This window comes from Exilibacterium tricleocarpae, from assembly GCF_007004655.1.
Lineage (GTDB): Bacteria > Pseudomonadota > Gammaproteobacteria > Pseudomonadales > Cellvibrionaceae > Exilibacterium > Exilibacterium tricleocarpae.
Genome location: NZ_ML660093.1, coordinates 47721 through 65700 on the forward strand (window position 1 = coordinate 47721; position 17980 = coordinate 65700).

The 17980-nt window shown below is 52.7% G+C and carries 15 protein-coding genes and 1 pseudogene; 14 read left to right on the forward strand and 2 right to left on the reverse strand.

All coding sequences use genetic code 11. The features are described from left to right. Positions 1-173 precede the first annotated feature (173 nt). Positions 174-887: a helix-turn-helix domain-containing protein gene (locus FKG94_RS11845; RefSeq protein ID WP_142904518.1), complete on the reverse strand. Its 714-nt coding sequence runs from the start codon at positions 885-887 to the stop codon at positions 174-176. Positions 888-1290: 403 nt separating this feature from the next. On the opposite strand from FKG94_RS11845, the gene FKG94_RS11850 reads away from it, so the two are divergent. From FKG94_RS11850 to FKG94_RS11910, 13 genes are all read left to right on the forward strand, one after another. After that, a complete protein-coding gene (locus FKG94_RS11850; protein WP_142904519.1) occupies positions 1291-2172 on the forward strand; it encodes a beta-keto acid cleavage family enzyme in 882 nt (293 codons plus the stop codon). Positions 2173-2197: 25 nt separating this feature from the next. Further along, a complete protein-coding gene (locus FKG94_RS11855) occupies positions 2198-2617 on the forward strand; it encodes an acyl-CoA thioesterase (protein ID WP_142904520.1) in 420 nt (139 codons plus the stop codon). Positions 2618-2723: 106 nt separating this feature from the next. Beyond that, on the forward strand, positions 2724-3485 hold the full coding sequence (locus FKG94_RS11860; RefSeq protein ID WP_142904521.1) for an SDR family oxidoreductase: 762 nt from the start codon (positions 2724-2726) through the stop codon (positions 3483-3485). 691 nt (positions 3486-4176) lie between these two features. Beyond that, a complete protein-coding gene (locus FKG94_RS11865) occupies positions 4177-6237 on the forward strand; it encodes a TonB-dependent receptor (RefSeq protein ID WP_142904523.1) in 2061 nt (686 codons plus the stop codon). Between the two features lie 296 nt (positions 6238-6533). Next, positions 6534-7784, forward strand: a complete 1251-nt coding sequence (locus tag FKG94_RS11870) for a spinster family MFS transporter (RefSeq protein ID WP_179957606.1) — start codon at positions 6534-6536, stop codon at positions 7782-7784. A 68-nt stretch (positions 7785-7852) separates the two neighbouring features. Continuing rightward, a complete protein-coding gene (locus FKG94_RS11875) occupies positions 7853-9109 on the forward strand; it encodes an alpha/beta hydrolase family protein (RefSeq protein ID WP_179957607.1) in 1257 nt (418 codons plus the stop codon). 9 nt (positions 9110-9118) lie between these two features. Next, positions 9119-11203 (forward strand): hydantoinase/oxoprolinase family protein, encoded by a 2085-nt coding sequence (locus FKG94_RS11880; protein WP_142904528.1) that lies wholly within the window; start codon positions 9119-9121, stop codon positions 11201-11203. After that, complete coding sequence (locus tag FKG94_RS11885; protein WP_142904530.1) at positions 11200-12906, forward strand: hydantoinase B/oxoprolinase family protein; 1707 nt, start codon at positions 11200-11202, stop codon at positions 12904-12906. Before FKG94_RS11880 ends, FKG94_RS11885 begins: the two co-directional genes overlap by 4 nt. A gap of 21 nt (positions 12907-12927) precedes the next feature. After that, positions 12928-13686 (forward strand): SDR family NAD(P)-dependent oxidoreductase, encoded by a 759-nt coding sequence (locus FKG94_RS11890; protein ID WP_179957608.1) that lies wholly within the window; start codon positions 12928-12930, stop codon positions 13684-13686. Between the two features lie 190 nt (positions 13687-13876). Beyond that, entirely contained in the window at positions 13877-15457 is a 1581-nt protein-coding gene (locus tag FKG94_RS11895) for a long-chain-fatty-acid--CoA ligase (protein ID WP_218943510.1), read from the forward strand. Positions 15458-15473: 16 nt separating this feature from the next. Continuing rightward, a complete protein-coding gene (locus FKG94_RS11900; protein WP_142904533.1) occupies positions 15474-16079 on the forward strand; it encodes a glutathione binding-like protein in 606 nt (201 codons plus the stop codon). Positions 16080-16134: 55 nt separating this feature from the next. Continuing rightward, a complete protein-coding gene (locus tag FKG94_RS11905; protein ID WP_246125135.1) occupies positions 16135-16578 on the forward strand; it encodes a nuclear transport factor 2 family protein in 444 nt (147 codons plus the stop codon). 4 nt (positions 16579-16582) lie between these two features. After that, the gene (locus FKG94_RS11910) at positions 16583-17437 is read left to right on the forward strand and encodes an NAD(P)H-binding protein (protein ID WP_179957609.1); all 855 of its coding nucleotides are present in this window, start codon (positions 16583-16585) and stop codon (positions 17435-17437) included. Positions 17438-17469: 32 nt separating this feature from the next. Here the strand turns inward: FKG94_RS11910 and FKG94_RS29365 are convergent, their stop codons facing one another. After that, positions 17470-17595, reverse strand: coding sequence for a hypothetical protein (locus FKG94_RS29365; protein ID WP_281284234.1), 126 nt, complete (start codon positions 17593-17595; stop codon positions 17470-17472). A gap of 67 nt (positions 17596-17662) precedes the next feature. Between FKG94_RS29365 and FKG94_RS29540 the strand changes: the two are divergent. Continuing rightward, positions 17663-17896, forward strand: a pseudogene (locus tag FKG94_RS29540) (glutathione S-transferase family protein); the annotation flags it as partial. Between the last annotated feature and the right edge of the window lie 84 nt (positions 17897-17980).

The following is a 17980-nucleotide window of genomic DNA, read 5'->3' on the forward strand; positions in this document are numbered from 1 at the left end:
AAATTAATGTGAAAACTAGATGATGCTCAAAACCCGCCCGATGACACCTAAGGTCAGGTTAATATCAGGCGTTTGAGGAAAAACTGGTTGCTGTGTTCAGCCAATATACAATAGGAAATGCTCTCGATGATCACATAACCCGGTAGTCGTATCGGTGCGCCGTAATGAAAAGCCTAGCTTTTTCTGACACTGAACGGCTTTTTCGGTGTCCCGCCATTCACAACAGGATCCATCATGACAATATTAAGAACTTTTGTCTTTTTTCGGCCTTTCGACACGTATGAGTGCGGCACTTTTCCGGCAAACATGGCACTGCCGCCTTCGGGTATATCAAAAGGTTCTTGCCCTTCAAAGTGTAATGTCAACATCCCGCCCAGCACATAGCAAAACTCAATGCCGTCATGTCCTTTGAGGCCGCCGGCATCCTCAAGGTTTTTTGCAGACACTTCAAAAACCAGCGGCTGTGCCAGATGGGAAAATGCGCTGTCAGTATTTGGTGCCCAGTGCGTGTAGCCGTGTATTGTATTGGAGGGCGCTTCTCCAGGCATTGTAACGCTGATAATATTATTTCTCTTCTCTGGACTGTCGAGGCTTATCAAGTCTGTCAGCGAGATTTTCAAACCCGCCATAATCTTTAACAAGACAGGAAAAGTCGGTGACATCTTGTTGGTTTCAATACGGGATAGTGTTGCGGCAGGAATGCCGGTCAATTCACTGGCTGTATTAAGGGACATCTTTTCCTGTTCGCGAAAGCGTCGTATCCTGGCGCCCATTTCACCACTGATTTGCTGTGCCTCACTGTCTCTGCGCCACACGCTTTTTTCAGCGCTATCCTCTTCCTTGCGCTTTTTATTGACATTCTTGGTCGCCTTCTTCACGGCCGCCATAAAATCGTCCTCAATATCGGGTTGGATAAGGTTAATGAATGGTGAAAATTAAATAGGGGGATTTTACCCTGTTTTTGCACAAATAGGCGGTATCGGATACTGCAACCGCTATATGAGCTAACAGCATTTATTGATTTCCGAGTTGATTTTAACTTACGGATGTGTAATATTCAATGTTACGTATCGGTAATATTGTCGTGCCCGTTTTGTTCCATTAAGAGAGTTCGATAGTGTGTAAAAGACTGCCTGCCTGCGGCGATGATGATTTGGGCAGCTTCGCTCAGCGTAATGGCGCCGGCGGCCAGGGCGCTGCTGCCGTTTAATACTGCGTTATTGAACTGCCACCGTGTGTTGGGTGGCTAAGTCACCCATAGATTACATCAATAATTTGAGAAGGATTGTCATGAGAAAAGTTATTTTGACCTGCGCCGTTGTCGGCGAGAATGACTATAACCGCGATCATCCCAACTTTCCCGTGACGCCTCAGGAAATTGCCGATGCGGCACTGGAGGCGACCCAAGCGGGCGCTTCAGCGGTACATCTGCATGTCCGCGATCCGCAAACGGGGGCAGGTAGTCGCGATCCGGACCTGTTTTTGGACATGGCGACTCGCGTGCGGGAAAACGGGGTTAAGTCTGTTATCAATATCACTTGTGGTGGCGGCGCGACTTTTTGCCCCGATCCCGAGGATGAAAGCCGAGCCGGGCCGGGCTCGGATATGGCGCTGGCCGATGAGCGGGTACGGCATATCGAAATGACGCTGCCGGAAGTCTGTTCCCTTGATGTCACTACCCAAAACCAAAAAGACGGCGAAAAAGAATACGTCTATCTCAATACGGAATCGACCCTGCGCAAAATGGCTAAACGCTTTCAGGAATTGGGAGTTAAGCCGGAGATTGAAGTATTTGCCCCGGGTGATGTGCTGTTGGCTAATCAAATGCTGGCAGAGGGTTTGTTCGATACGCCACCACTGTACCAGATAGTGACCGGGACTAAATGGGGGTTGCCCTCAACGCCGGAAACCCTGATCTATATGCGCAATTTGTTGCCGCCGGATGCTGTATGGGGTGCCTTTGGCATTGCGCGCATGCAGATGCCGATGGTGGCCCAGTCGGTCTTATTGGGCGGTAATGTGCGGGTTGGCCTGGAGGATAACCTCTATCTGAAACGTGGTGTCTTTGCCACCAATGGCCAGTTGGTCGAACGGGCCAGAACTATTATTGAAAGTATGGGTTTCGAGGTTGCTACACCGGCAGAGGCACGTGCAATGATGGGCTTGGGTTAAACAATAACGACAAAGGTAGAACGCCATGAAACTCTACGGAAAACAGATTGTGCACCCCTGGTTGTGCGACAGTATGGGCCATCTAACCACCCGTCATTATATGGCGATGTTCGATGATGCCGCCTATCACCTGTTGTCGGAAACCAGCGGCTGGCAGCCCAACGATACAACGGGATCATGGCAGGGAAAAGGGTGGGCCGATGTCAGCCAACGCCTGCAGTATCTAGCGGAAATAGCTTCCGGTTCTCTAGTTGAAATTTACGGTAAGGTCCTAAAAGTTGGCAATAAATCGATAACGTTTGCTTTGGAAATGCGTGAAAAGTCCACCGGCAAAATCGCGGCAACCTGTGAATCCACAACCGTCTATTTTGATTTGGTTGAACGAAAGGCGGCACCCCTATCCGCGGAGATGGGTGCAAAGATAAGTGCTGGTTTGGCGAATTGATAAAACCCTGTAGAAAACGACAAAAACTGTACTTGGAGTCACGGTGCGGCATTGTCTATCGGTATGGGTGAGTTGCGGCCTGTGATCAATAGGAGTCAATCGAAAAATGAATCAACAAAATGTACTTGTGACCGCCGGTGCTTCTGGTATCGGTTATGCCACGGTCAAACGCTTTCTTGAAGCTGGTGCAAGGGTTGCGGTATGTGATATCGATCAGCAAAAGCTGGACGAAGTGAAAGGTCTTCACCCGCAAGTCATAACGGCGCTAGTCGATGTCGGGAATTCGCAGGCCATACGCGCTTTTGTCGGTGATGTTGTGGAAAACCTAGGCGGTATCGATGTGGTGGTCAACAATGCGGGTATTGCAGGGCCTACGGCTGCTATTGAAGACATTGCGGACGATGAATGGCTGCCGTCGTTCAGTGTCAATATTCATAGTGTTTTTTATATGCTGCGAGAGGTGGTGCCGTTGATGAAGGCTCGGGGCGGCGGGGCTATTATCAATATTTCCACGGGCTCAACGTTCACTGTACCGCTGAATCGCTCCCCCTATATCGCTTCGAAATGGGCTGTTGAAGGTTTGACCCGCGCCGCTGCGCGCGAGCTTGGTCCTGCCAATATTCGCGTTAATGCTATTCGTCCCGGCATTGTTGATGGTGAGCGGATGCGTCGTGTGCTAACCAAAATTGCGGTTGCGCAAGGCACCACCGTGGAGGCGTTAGAGGCCGAGGCGCTAGGTTATATATCCATGCGAACTAAAATACAGCCGGAGGAAATCGGCGATATGGCGGTATTTTTGGCCTCGGCAAAGGCGGCTCATATCAGCGGACAGATGATCTCCGTCGATGGCAATATGGAGTGGGAATAAAAATACAATCGGTAGTATGCAAGAAATATCGATAAAAACAGCAGTGTGTAACCCTGAATGGTACTTCCTTAAGCAACGATGTGCCAATCGACCGGTCCGGCTCTGGCTAAAGCCTTCAGAAACACGGACTAGGCGTCCTCTCGATGAACCCCCGCAAGCGGGTCCAGCCCAAAGCCAGAGGCTTTGGGCGTTGCGCGGGGCGAAGCGGTGCTTCGCTGTTTCCCGCTCCACCCCTGGGAACTCGCCTAAAGCGCCTACTTTCGTTTAAGGCGCCTACTCTCGCCTAAAGCGCCTACTTGTGGTGGTGGTCACGACAGCATCCCTGCTGTCGAGAGTTTCTGAAGGCTTTAGCCAGAGCCAGACCTCCCTTCAGTATGCTTAGTCGAGGTCGAGGCAACTGGGGCGGCTATCGATAAACTGATGTAAATATGCTTAAGGAAGTGCTATTCGTGTGTAACCCTGTTTTTTCCAAATAATATTCTGATAGCAGCTCGGCGTCTTGTCCTGTTTTTATATCAATAAACGACGTTGGCTGCCGCAACAAGCACAAATTAAATTAGTTTAATTCCGGCTTGAAATTAAATTACCGATATGTAATATTTGTGTTACGTATCGGTAAGTTAATCCGGCTCGCGGTTTTAAGAGAGTTGGATACACTATTTTTAAGAAGCCATGTTGCGAGGTTAATATAATGAAAAGATCTAAGAAGCTTTTGAAACCGGTGGGTATCGAGTTGGCCAGTGTTGCCTGGGTGCTAGGACTGATGTCCAGCCCTGTGGTTGTTATGCAGTCATCCGCCCAGATGCTTGAGGAGGTTATCGTAACAGCCCGCAAACGGGACGAAGCGCTTAGAGATGTACCGGAGACCATCACTGCCTATTCTGAGCAACATTTAGAAAGAGCCGGCATCAGAAATCTCGATGATCTGGGGCGTTCGCTGCCGAATGTGGTGTTGAATCGTCGCGGTGATAACGAGCCCAACGTGGTTATTCGCGGTATCGGTTCTTTCGGTAATGTTCAGGGTATCGGCTTCTATATAGACGATGTGCAGAATTTTACCGATCAGGCCAGCCGCCTCGTTGATCTGCAGCGTGTGGAGGTTTTGAAAGGACCCCAGGGAACTCTCTACGGCGGCAGCTCCATCGGTGGCGCGGTAAAATATGTCACCAAGAAACCTGGAGAGGCGTTTGAAGGCAAGGTTTCTTTAGAGGCCGGTAGCCACAGCATACTGAACGTGAACGGGTCGGTGAATGTACCACTGTCGGATACGGTATATGCCCGATTTTCCGCTTATAGCGATACTACTGACGGTTATCTCGACAATAACATTACCGGTAAGAACAACGATGAAGCTGAAGAGTATGGTCTGCGTGCCGCTGTTCGATTTCTGCCTTCCGACGAGACGGAAGCCAATCTGAGCATTCGTTACAGTGACCTTGATAATGGGGGTAACGACTATTATCTGACTTCCAGCACGACAGACTACAGGCTTGATTCGGACCTTAACCTGGATATCTTCAATCGCCGTAAGGTACTGGGCAGTATCCTGGATGTACAGCATCAGATCAACGACCTTTCGTTGACCTCTTTGACCTCCTATACCGAGCGTGAGAATGAAATTTTTTGGGACCTGGATTACAGCCCTGCAGACGGTGTTTCGGTTGCTCAAAATCGCAGACCGGTAAAAACGAAGGTGTTAACCCAGGAGCTTCGGTTGCAGTCGGATAGCGGTGAAGCCTGGAACTGGCTGGTTGGCGGGTATTATTCGAGTGTTCGCGATCGTTCGCTCGTTATCCTGGCCGATGTTTTCCTCGGCGTCGATGCCGACGGGCCGGTAGAGCTACTGGATTTTCACGATAGCACCAGCCTCGAGAAAACCTATGCCGCCTTTGCGACAGTAACCTATGAAGCGGGTGCGTTTGAGGCATCGCTGGGTGCCCGGGTGAACCGCAATGATTTTTATGGCAAGAATCGCCTGATCAACGACAGCATGCACGTCAAAGATACGGTTGTATTGCCGAAATTGACGCTTTCCTACGAGTTCAATCCCACAGTAATGCTGTATTTCAACGTATCGGAGGGTTATGAGCCCGGCCGTTTAACCCTCTTCAACGAGACACCGTTAATTGCTTATGAGCCGGAAGAATCACAGAATTTTGAACTGGGTGCCAAAGGGCAGACCGAAGACGGATTCCTGACCTACGAAGTGGCTGGCTTCTATATCGAGAGCACGGATCGTCAGCTTGAAACGCTGGTGCTTGTGGGCGGAGTACCCAACGAGGCAATCGGCAATGTCGGTGACGCCAGTACCCTGGGGGCTGAATTTTCCGTCACTGTGCGCCCGACCGATGAGCTGTCTTTTAGTGTCAATGGCGGTTGGATGAATTCTGAGTTTGACGCCGGTCTGTTTGATGGCTTTGATGTGCCCTTTGCGCCCGACTTCACCGGTGGTGCCAGTGTGGATTATGTGACGGATATTTCGTCATCGCTAACGCTTTCTTTACGGGCCGATGTTTCTCACAGTGAAGGTTTTTACTGGGATACCGTCAACACGCTGGAGCAGGAGGCCTATTCCGTATTCGGTGCGCGTATCGCTTTGGCTACCCTCGATGACAAGTGGGAAGTGGCTGTGCGGGTGGATAATCTGACCGACGAAAAATATCACTCGGAATTGCAGCCATTTGACGCTGATCTTCTCGCCCGTCGCGGCCGGCCGCGCACGACCATTGCGACGGTCACGTACCAGTTTTAAGCAGCGGGGCACTGAGGTCTCGATCAGGGGGGGCGCCTAGCCCATAGCCCTTCGGGACCTTCGCCAGCAGGGATGCTGGCGAAGAGCCTACATGGATGTATTCACGGCGAGTCCCGAAGGGCTATGGGCTAGGCGCCCCCCCTGATCGAGACCGTGTCAGCTAAGGACACCAAAACCCTTTTTAATGTGGAAGTACCATGTCTAACCTATCAACGCAGCACGATACTCACGAGATACTAGCGGAACAAAAACAGTTTGCCTGGCGCAGTGAGGCTTATGCCTGGTGTGTTGTGGTTTTGCTGATCCTGGCGCTTACGCTGTCGATGATTGATCGCATGATTCTGACATTATTGGTGGGGCCCATTAAGGCTGACTTTGGTCTCAGTGATACGCAGATCAGTCTTTTACATGGTTTGGCATTTACGCTGTTATATGTTGTCGCAGGCCTGCCAATGGGTCGCTTGGCCGACCATTACAGTCGCAGAGCTATCGCGGGATGGAGTGTTTTTTCCTGGAGTTTGGCCACTGCCATGTGTGGCGTGACCAATAATTTTTGGCAGTTGTTTGTTTCCCGTGTCTGTGTCGGGATTGGTGAGGCGGGCTTATCGCCGGCAGCGGTCTCGATGATTTCCGATTATTTTTCGAAAGCCAAAGTGGCCAAGCCTATTGCCTACTACTCCATTGGTGCTTCTGCCGGTGCGGGTTTGGCTTATATATTCGGCGGTGTCGTTGTCGACTATGTATCGACATTGGGACCGGTAACTATTCCAGTGTTTGGTGTGATCCGACCATGGCAACTGGCTTTCTTTGCCGTCGGTTTGCCCGGGATTTTGTTTGCCGCTGTGTTTATGTTTGTGCGCGAACCCAAACGCAACAAAACCCAGCAGGAAATAGAGGCTGGTGAACGCGTGCCGGTGTCAGAAGTGGTTGCATTTTTTATGCGCCATAAGGATTTCCTGATACTGCAGTTGGGTGCGGCGTCTATGGCCGCGCTGGCTATCCTCAGCCTGCATGCCTGGATGCCGGCCTTTTTAATGCGCACCTATGGTTTGTCGCCAGGGCAGGCGGGTACAGGCTATGGCGTTGCGGTATTGATTGGTGGGGTGTCCGGTCTGCTGTTGACGGGGTGGCTGTCCAATCATTGGACGGCGAAGGGGATGCGGGCGGCCCATATCAGAATTGCCTGCCTCAGTGTGGCGATATCCACGATACCGGCGGTATTAACACCTTTGGTACCGAACTTTTATCTGTCAATAATACTTTCCGGCTTTGCGGTATTTGGTTTTGCTGCCGCCATTGCGCTCGCGCCTGTCGCTCTGCAAGTGTCTGTGCCCAACAATATGCGAGGTCAGATATATGCGTTCTACCTGCTGACGATCTCAGTGCTGGGTTATACCGTAGGGCCAATGATTGTTGCGCTTATTACTGATCTCGTGTTCCAAGACGAAATGAAAGTGGGCCTGTCCATGGCGCTTGTCGTGGCGATTGCCGGTCCTGTGTCTGCTATTGGATTTGGCCTTGCACGCACAAAATATTTTGGCGAATAGTATTTGACTATTACCGATCCGTAATGTTTAATTTGCGGATCGGTAAACACTATAATGGATGGTGGACTATGACAAAAGCAGCTTCGTTAACCAGGGTCGCCCCTGACTATAAGCCGGTCGGCGAATATATGCCTGCGGGCTGGATACAGTGGCCTGATAACCCGGATTATTCCTTTCAGTTTATGCGTATATTGGGTGCGGCGCAGGAAGGTGCCAGCGCAATCAGTGAGTGCTTTTTGGCGGGCACCCGCATTACGCCCGGCGACGATGAAAGCTGGTACCGCGAGTGGACTGCGATGGGGCATGTCAATAAAAAGCGTGCCGAACAAGCCATTGCGCAACATCACATTAACACTGCGCGGATGAACTGGTTGCGTGCCGCCAATTATTTTCGCTGTGCAGAGTTTTTTCTCCATCATGACGATCCGCGACGGCTTGAACTTTTAGATCTTTTGGAAGGGTGTTCGCAGGAGTATATGAAGCGTATGTCCCCCGCCGGTGAAGTCGTGAAAGTGCCCTACGAAAATGGCGCGCATCTCGACGCCTATTTCTTACGTGCGCCTTACGAACTGGAAAAGCAACCTACTGTGATTTGCTTTGGTGGCCTTGATGAATTCAAGGATGAGCTGCTGCATGAAATACCCAAGCATGCTTTTCCGCGCGGTATGTCGGTGTTGCTGGTTGATCTACCGGGGCAGGGCGCCACGCTGCGGCGACAAAAATTAACCGTGCGTGTCGATACCGAGGTGCCGGTGTCAGCGTGTGTGGATTATCTGTTGTCCCGTGCGGATGTGGACCCGGACAAAATAGCGCTGTATGGCGCCAGCCTGGGAGGTTACTACGCACCGCGGGCAGCCAGCTTTGAGCACCGCCTGAAAGCGGTCGTCTCTGACGGTGCCATTTGGGATTTGCAGCGCAGCGTCAATACAACCGGCTATGATCCCGGCCGTATCGCCATACGTCATTTGCATTGGGTACTCGGTATTGAAGGTGCAGGCACGCAAGAGGGATTTAAAGCTATTGTCGAGGCCTTAGGGCAATTCAGGCTCGAAGGTGTGCAGGACAAAATTCAATGCCCCTATCTGATCGTAGAAGGTGAGTGCGACTTTGCCGGTTTTGAATTTGCGGTTGAATCCTATGAGTACTCGAAAAAGCACGGCCTCGATGTGACATTCAAGGAATTTACAGCGGAAGAAACCGGTGCGGCTCACTGCCAAATCGACAATCCTACATTGGGCCAGGAATTCATTTGCGATTGGCTGGCGGACAAGTTGGGCATTGATCAACGGCAGTTGCCCGCACCGCTGCAGAAGCCGTGGGTATAGGGGGTTCTCGTGCGTCTAGCGTGTGATACCGGGGGTACGTTTACCGACCTGATTGTCGAGGACGACGAAGGCAATCTTGACATGTTCAAGGCGTCCACTACACCACAGGATCCGGTGCTGGGTGTTATCAATGCGGTTAAGTTGGCGGCGCAAGCCGCGGGGCTCACACTGGCTGACTATCTCGCTTCCGTCGACACATTTATTCACGGTACGACGCATGCCATCAATGCGGTTATTACCGGAAACACCGCGCGCACCGCATTTTTGACAACGCGGGGGCATCCGGATGTGCTTGTGTTGCGCGAAGGTGGGCGGCAAGAGCCGTTTAATTTCACCGTTAAATACCCCGAACCTTATATTCCGAAGGCGCACACCTTTGAAGTGCCGGAGCGTATCGGTGCCGATGGCGATATCGTAAAGCCGCTTGATGAAGCGGCGGTTATTGCCATTTGCCAACAGATAAAGGAAAAGGACATTGAGGCTGTGGCGGTATGCTTGCTATGGTCTGTTGCCAACCCGGCGCATGAGCGCCGCATCGGCGAGCTGATAGAACAGCACTGTCCCGGTGTGGCGTATACGCTTTCACATGCCCTAAACCCCACCATTCGTGAATTTAGACGGGCCTCAGCTACCGCTATTGACGCTTCCCTGAAGCCGTTGATGGGCTCCTATTTAGGATCGCTTTCAGCAAGGCTGGATGATGCCGGCTTTACTGGCCGCTTGTTGGTACTGACCTCGCAGGGCGGCATGATCGATGCCGATGAAATCGCGCAGTCGCCTATTCGGGCGATTAACTCCGGGCCCTCGCTGGCACCGATAGCGGGCCGGTATTTTGGTCAGAATGCGATGCCGGGAGCCGATATCATTGTCGCCGATACCGGGGGCACCACCTACGATGTGAGCCTGGTGCGGGGTGGGCAGATTCCGCTGACCAGGGATGCCTGGATTGGCGCGCCGTTTCAAGGGCATTTGACCGGTTTTCCATCCGTTGATGTGCAAAGCGTTGGCGCCGGTGGCGGCAGTATCGCCCATGTCGACAGCGGCGGTTTGCTGAAGGTTGGGCCGCAAAGCGCCGGTGCTGTGCCCGGTCCCGTCTGCTATGGCCGGGGCGGTAGTGAACCTACGTTGAGTGATGCCTGTGTCGCGCTGGGTTATGTCGATCCGGATTATTTTCTCGGCGGCGCCATGCGGTTGGATAAGGAAGCCGCAAGAGCCGCGATTAAAGAAAAAGTGGCAGACCCGCTCGGTATGGGCGTTGAACAAGCCGCCGCCGCCATTGTGACGCTGGCAACGGAAAATATGGTGCAGGCCATTGCCGATATTACCGTCAACCAGGGTATCGACCCGCAGCAGGCGGTGCTGATTGGTGGCGGTGGCGCCGCCGGTCTTAATTCAATTTTTATCGCCCGTCGCCTTTCTATCCCGCGGCTTGTGATCCCCGAGGTGGGGGCGGCGCTGAGTGCGGCCGGCGCGCTGATGTCTGAGCTGGCGGCGGACTATCGCGCAGTCGACTATATGACGACCGCTGAGTTTGACCGAGACCGAGCCAACGACATTGTCAGTGGTCTCCGACAAAAAGCAGAAGCTTTTCTTGCGGATGTTGGCAAGGGAGCCTTTGATCCGAAGATACAGTTTTCTGTTGAAGCGCGCTATGAACAGCAAGTATGGGAAATAGAAGTGCCGCTGCCGGTTGTCGATTTTGCCGGTGAAGCGGACATTCATCGTCTTATCGAATCGATGCATGAAACCCATGAGCGTATTTTTGCCTTCCGCGACGAGCAGTCTGCCGTAGAGGTTATCGGCTGGTCGGTGCGGGCAAGTTGTCGTGTACATAAGCATTTGATCGGGCGCATGCAGACACAGACCGAGCCGGCGCCGCAACCAATGACCCGGCAGGTATGGTTCCCGGTAACCGGTGCAACTGAAGCGGCTATCGTGCCATTTGCCAATTTGGAGATCGACAGGAAATACAACGGACCTGCGATGGTGGAGTCGCCTTTCTCAACAGTGGTGATTGACCCCGATTCCCTATTTTGGCGCCTGCCGGACGGCAGTCTTGTGATCGACACGCAGACAGAAGGAGCCGCAGCATGACAGCCGACTCACCCGCTCTCGATGGCGCGCAACTGGCGGTATTGAATAATCGCTTTGAAGGTGTGGCACGGAAAATGGCGAACACCCTACTGCGAGCCGGTCGGTCAGGCGTTTTGAACAGGGCGAGGGATTTTTCAGCCTGCATCGTTACCGCAGATAACCAGTTGCTTGCCGCCGCCGAAAGTTTGCCGATTCATGTGCTGTCCGGTCCCGACTTGATGGCTGCCGCCATGCAAAAGTTTCATCCGAATTTACAGCGCGGTGATGCATTTTTGCATAACTCACCGTACCATGGCTGCTCGCACCCGGCTGACCATACGATCCTGGTGCCGGTGATTGATGATGACGGTGTGCACCGTTTTACCGTCGTCGCCAAGGCGCACCAGGCGGATATCGGAAACTCGATCCCAACCACTTATCACGGCACTGCCAGCGATGTCTATGAAGAGGGCGCGCTGATCTTTCCCGCTGTCAAAGTGCAGGAAAACTACCAAACCAATGCCGATATTGTGCGCATGTGCGAGATGCGTATTCGCGTACCTGAACAGTGGAAGGGCGATTTTCTGGCGATGATCGGTGCCGCCCGTATCGGTGAGCGCGAAGTGTTGCAGCTTGGCCAGGAGGTAGGCTGGAGCCAGCTTGATGTTTTTGTAAACCGCTGGTTTGACTACAGTGAGCAACGCATGGTGGATGCTATTTCACAGTTGCCGGCGGGTAAACGTATTGCTACCAGTACCCACGACGCTATTGCCGGGACACCCGATGAAGGTATTGTGATCAAGGCTGAGGTAGAGGTGCTGGCCGATGAAAAAAGGATGGTTGTTGACCTGCGTGACAATATCGATGCGCTGCCATGCGGTCTGAATCTCAGCGAAGCCTGTGCCCGTACCAGTGCCCTTATCGGTGTTTTTAACTCAATCGATCATGCGGTACCGAAAAATGCCGGTGCCTTCCGGCGTGTTGATGTGCGCCTTCGGAACAATTCGGTTGCGGGCATTCCAAGGCATCCCACCAGTTGCTCTGCGGCGACAACCAATGTTGCGGACAGGGTGTGTGCATCGACACAGACGGCTATCGCAGAGCTGGCCGATGGCTTCGGTATGGCCGAGGTGGGGGCCGGTCTCTCGCCTGCCAGCGGTGTTGTCTCCGGCGTTGATCCGCGTACCGGCAAGGCATTTATCAACCAGCTTTTTCTGGGTGCAACCGGCGGTGGCGCCACCGCCCATAACGATGCCTGGCTGACCTATTTGCATGCCGGTAATGGTGGCTTGTGTTTTATCGACAGCGTTGAGCTCGATGAATTGTGCCAGCCCATACGGGTAACCAGCAGGCGCTTGCTCGCCGATACCGAAGGCGCCGGGCGCCTGCGAGGCGCCTCCAGTCTTGAGGTGGAGTTCGGGCCGGTCGGCTGCGAGGTTGATGTTGCTTTTGTCAGCGATGGGATGTTCAACGGCCCCAAAGGGGTGCGTGGCGGAGAGCCGGGCGGCTGCTCGCGGCAATATAAACGTAACAAAGATGGAACACTGATGGACGTCGATCAGGTCAATGTGTTGCGCTTGCATAGTGGCGAGACCGTGGTTTCCATTACCACCGGTGGTGGCGGTTATGGCAAGCCCAGTGAACGCGACAAGGCACTGGTGCGGCGCGATGTTGACGAAGGCTGGATTACGCCGGAGCGTGCAAAGTCAGTCTATGGCTTGTAAATAATAATGGAGGGTAAAGATATGAGACTTGAAAATAAAGTAGCTATAGTTACCGGCGGTTCTCAAGGCATTGGCGAAGCAATAGCCCAGCGTTTTGCCAGCGAAGGCGCAAGCGTTGCCATTGTCTACAGTCGTAACGATGAAGCGGCGAATAGTGCTGTAAATAAAATAGCCGCTGCAGGTGGCAAGGCTATCGCGGTTAAAGGTAATTGTGCGGATGTTGCAGACATTAAACGCTTTGTGGCGGCTATTGCGGAGCGTCTGGGTGGCGTGGATATTCTGATCAATAATGCCGGCACATTTAAAACTGTACCGGTGTCGGAAACTACCGAAGAAATATGGGATGCTCAGATTGATCTGAATCTTAAAGGCACATTTTTCTGCACACAAGCAGTGCTTCCTTACTTTAGAAAAAGGGGGGGTGGCAAAGTCGTCAATATTACGTCAATTGCCGGTGTTGCCGCATTCCCTAATTGTCCGGCGTATTGTGCTTCAAAAGGTGGTGTCGCTATTCTAACGCGTGCACTGGCGACAGAACTGGCCGCTGAGAACATCAATGTCAATGCGATTGGTCCAGGCAATGTTGCGACACCCATCAACGAACATCTGCGTGGACCGGGCCATGAGGACTACATAAAACTGATGAGTGAGAACACGCCGACCGGGCGTGCCTTTATGGATGTCGGTGATATGACCGGCGCCGCTGTTTTTCTATCCAGTGATGATGCCAAAGGCGTGCACGGGGCTGTCCTGATGGTGGACGATGGCTGGTCTGCATAAGCGGGATTTAAACCGGGGAATCGTGTATTCGGTAGCAGGTATTTACTAGTGCTTCGACCAGAAAATATTTTTACTTCGGTGGCACAGAGGTCCCGAAGGGCTATGCCCGGATTGAGACCGTGTCGGCTAGGACACCAAAACCCATTTTGGGTGAAAACCTTTATTTGGCGAAGCAGTAGGAGGTGGCAAAATGGAGCACATGCAGGCTTGGCCGCTTACCGTTGATCGCTTTATTGATCACGCTGCGCGCTGGTATGGAAATCATGAAATCGTATCTCGTCTAGCGGATGGTGCGGTTGTACGAACAAGTTGGGCTGAGCTGTTGCTGCAAGCCAAGCGTGTGTCCAATGCGTTACTGGCCTCCGGTATCAAACCGGGAGACAGGGTGGGCACCCTGGCAATGAACAGCGCCCACCACCTGGCGTGTTGGTATGGCATTATGGGCATAGGTGCGGTATGCCACACGCTCAACCCCCGCCTTTCCGATGAGCAGTTGACCTATATTATTAATCACGCCGAAGACCGGTTGATTTTTGCAGACAAGGATTTTACAGAGATCGTCGCCCGCTTGCTGCCGTCGTGTCCTGCGGTTGAGAAAGTCGTGTCTATCGATGACACGGAGAGTTGGGAGGGTTTTACCAGCGGCCATAGCGTTGATGTTGTTTGGGGGATGTTTGACGAGCAAGCGGCTGCGGGCTTGTGTTATACATCGGGTACAACGGGCGACCCCAAAGGTGTGCTTTACAGTCATCGTTCCAACTACCTGCATACGATGATGACGATTCAGCCCAATGCGATGAACCTGGGAATTGGCGACGTCATAATGCCGGTTGTCCCTATGTTTCATGCCAATGCCTGGGGTTTGGCGTTTGCCGCGCCGGCCGTCGGGTCGAAATTGGTGTTACCCGGTGCACGGCTCGATGGTGCTTCGTTGTATGAGCTGATGGAAAACGAAGGTGTTACGGTTACGGCAGGTGTACCCACTGTCTGGCAAAATTTGCTGCAGTATATAAGCGAGCACGGTCTTCAACTGTCCAGTCTCAAACGCGTGCTGGTTGGTGGCGCCGCGTGTCCACGCAACGTGTTTGATGACTTTAACGCTCTGGGAGTTGAGGTGGTACATGCCTGGGGCATGACGGAACTGTCGCCTCTGGGCACCTGCGGCACTATGGATAATGAGATCTCGACGCTACCGCGGGCAGAGCAAATGCAATACCGGGTAAAACAGGGACGGGTGCTGATGGGGATTGATATACGCATTGTTGATGACAAAGGCGCGGAGCTGCCCCGTGATGGTAAAACCAGTGGTTTTCTTCAGGTGAGGGGGCATTCCGTTGTCGCTGCCTACTACAAGAAAGACGGCTCAGTACTGGACGCCGATGGCTTCTTCGATACCGGCGATATTGCCACCATTGATCCCAGGGGCTTTATGCGAATTACAGACCGCGCTAAAGATGTGATTAAGTCCGGCGGCGAGTGGATCAGCTCAGTGGACATGGAAAACACGGTGATGAGCCACCCGGGAATAGAGCTTGCCGCTGTGATTGGCGTGCCGCATCCGAAATGGGATGAAAGACCGCTGCTGATCGTTAAGCGCCACCCAGGTCAGTCGGTGACAGCAGCGGACCTGCAAGCGCATATTGCCCGGTCTGCGGCGAAGTGGGAAGTGCCCGATGCTGTGTTGTTCGTCGACCACATACCGCTAACGGCAACAGGAAAATTGGATAAGAAGCACCTGCGCGGCCAGTACGGAGCTAGCTGGCAATGGTGAAACCGGAGAAAGTGATATGATGAAGTTATATTATTGCCCTCCTGCTGTGTCGATAGCACCACTGATTGCGGCCTTGGAGTTGGACCTTGATATAACACTTGAATACGTTGACCTGGAAACCAAGACCACAAAATCCGGAGACGATTTGTTTACGGTTAGCCCTAAAGGGTTGGTACCGATATTGGAACTGGATAACGGGGAGAAATTGACGGAAACACTGGTCATGCTGCAATATATCGCTGGCCTGAAACCTGACGCCGGCCTAAATGCGGCGGTCGCAACCCCTGATTATTATCGTATATTGGAGTGGATGGTCTATTTTGCCTCTGAAATTCACAAATTATTTACACTCCTGTTCTGGGAGGTCGATAACGGCGCCAAGCAAGAAGTGGCTCGGCGTATTCTGCAAAAGTTTGACTTTATCGAGGCTGCCCTGGCGGGTAGAGACTATCTGGTGTCAAACCGCTATTCGATAGCCGATCCTTACTTGTATGCCGTGATTCGCGGCCTGCATTTAATCGACGTCGATATGGCGACTTATCCCCGAGTGACGGCTTTTAAAGAACGAATGGAAAGCAGGCCCGCAGTCATCCAGGCTTTGGAACGACACAGCGTGAATTAACCGCTGCGCTGTTGTCTTAAGCAGTATCGCTCTATTAGAAGGGAGAGTTTATTTGATGGCTAATTCATTAATAAAACAAATCGTTGACGAGCAACTGGCAAGCCTGCTCAGAGCTGATGTTGATGCCTGGGTTGATTGGTGGCATAAGGACGGGGTGTTCGAGTTTCCGTTTGCGCCGCCGGGTTACCCTAAAGTGGTTAAGGGTAAAGCGGCCATAGCCGATTACATGGCCGGCTTGCCGGAAAAAATCCACCTTGAGCGGTTCGATATTGTCGAGCTGCATGAAAACCGCGCCGGTGATGGCGGGGTGGTCGAGTTTACCTGCACAGGTACCGTGGTCTCTACCGGTCGTCCCTATAACCAGCATTATGTCGCCATTCTGAAAACCAAAGAGGGAAAATTGAGCCTGTACAGGGATTTTTGGAACCCATTGGTAGCGATTGAGGCTTTCGGCAGTGCCGGGGCCTTTGAAGATGCATTTGCAGGTGGGGAAGAATAGCAATATGGAAAAGATTGAACAAATTCTGGTGACCGGTGGCAGTGGCAAGACCGGCCGTGCTGTTGTGGCGACGCTGGCCGATTTGGGCTACAAGCCGCGTATTGCCGTTCGTAACCCGGCGGGTGATATGCCGGCGAACACCATTGCTTTTGACTGGATGGATGCTGATACGCATGCGGCAGCAGTATCCGGTATTGATGCCGTCTATATTGTGGCGCCGGCACTGCTGGTCGATCCTGTACCCGCCGTGGACAGCTTTATTGCCACAGCTATTGCCGCTGGTGTCAAACGCTTTGTGTCACTGAGTTCTTCTGCAATACCACAAGGCGGTCCGGTGTTGGGGCAAATTCATCAAATTCTCGCCGACAAGGCAGAGCAATGGACAGTGCTACAGCCATCCTGGTTTATGCAGAATTTCACTGAAGGCCATCATGGCGACAGCATTCGCAAAGAATCGGCCATTTATTCGGCCACCGGTTCGGCGGGTATTGGTTTTATCGATGCCAATGATATCGGTGCAACGGCTGCGCATTGTCTTGTTGCCGATCGGGCTTTGGGGCGGGGTATCGTGTTAACCGGGCCGACCAGCCCAAACTATGACAGTGTTGCCGGGATACTGTCAAACGTGGCTGGCAGAACCATTCGCCATGTGTTGCTCTCGCAACAGGCGCTGGCGGAGCGATTTGAAAAAGTCGTAGGTATGCCGGCTGACTATGCGAATTTTCTTGCCGGAATGGATGCGATGCTTGCCGGCGGCAGTGAGGACCGTGTTACTACCGGGGTCAAGGATATGACCGGGAAGGAGCCCCGTAGCTTTGAAGTGTTCGCTGAACGCTACGCTGATGTTTGGAGAAGCTGAAATACCCATAAATACTCCCCCTGCCAAGGCTCTTAGGCTTTCAGATTGCCGGTGAGCCGTGGTGATTGCAGGGACTCCATAATCGCCAGCGAGAGTATCAGTTCGACAACCTCCTGATGGTTTAAATTCAGGCGCTCAATTCCCCACCTGCCATTCAAACGAGTGCCTCCCCGCGCCCCAGTCCGACTCAATTGGACAACCGGCACGCCTTAGCTCTGCCGGCTCTCGCATCAAGGTAAGCTGCCTGCACTTGTGGATGGCGGAGTAGTGGTTACGGAAGTGGCCGCCATCTGTGCATACCTCGCTGACAAGTTTCCGGAAAAGAGGCTTGCACCTGAAATAGGCTCTGCTGATCGTGCGACTTATTATCGTTATCTGTTTCTCGCAGGCAACACCATTGAGCCGGCATTTTCACCCATGGCTGCTGGAATAGAGCACCCCGAGTCCAGGTCGGTTTGAGTGACGGGAGATCGTTTCCCGGAGCATTGACATTGGGCACTGTTCAGACTTTCAGGTAAAATGATCAACTGTTCGTTGTTGAGG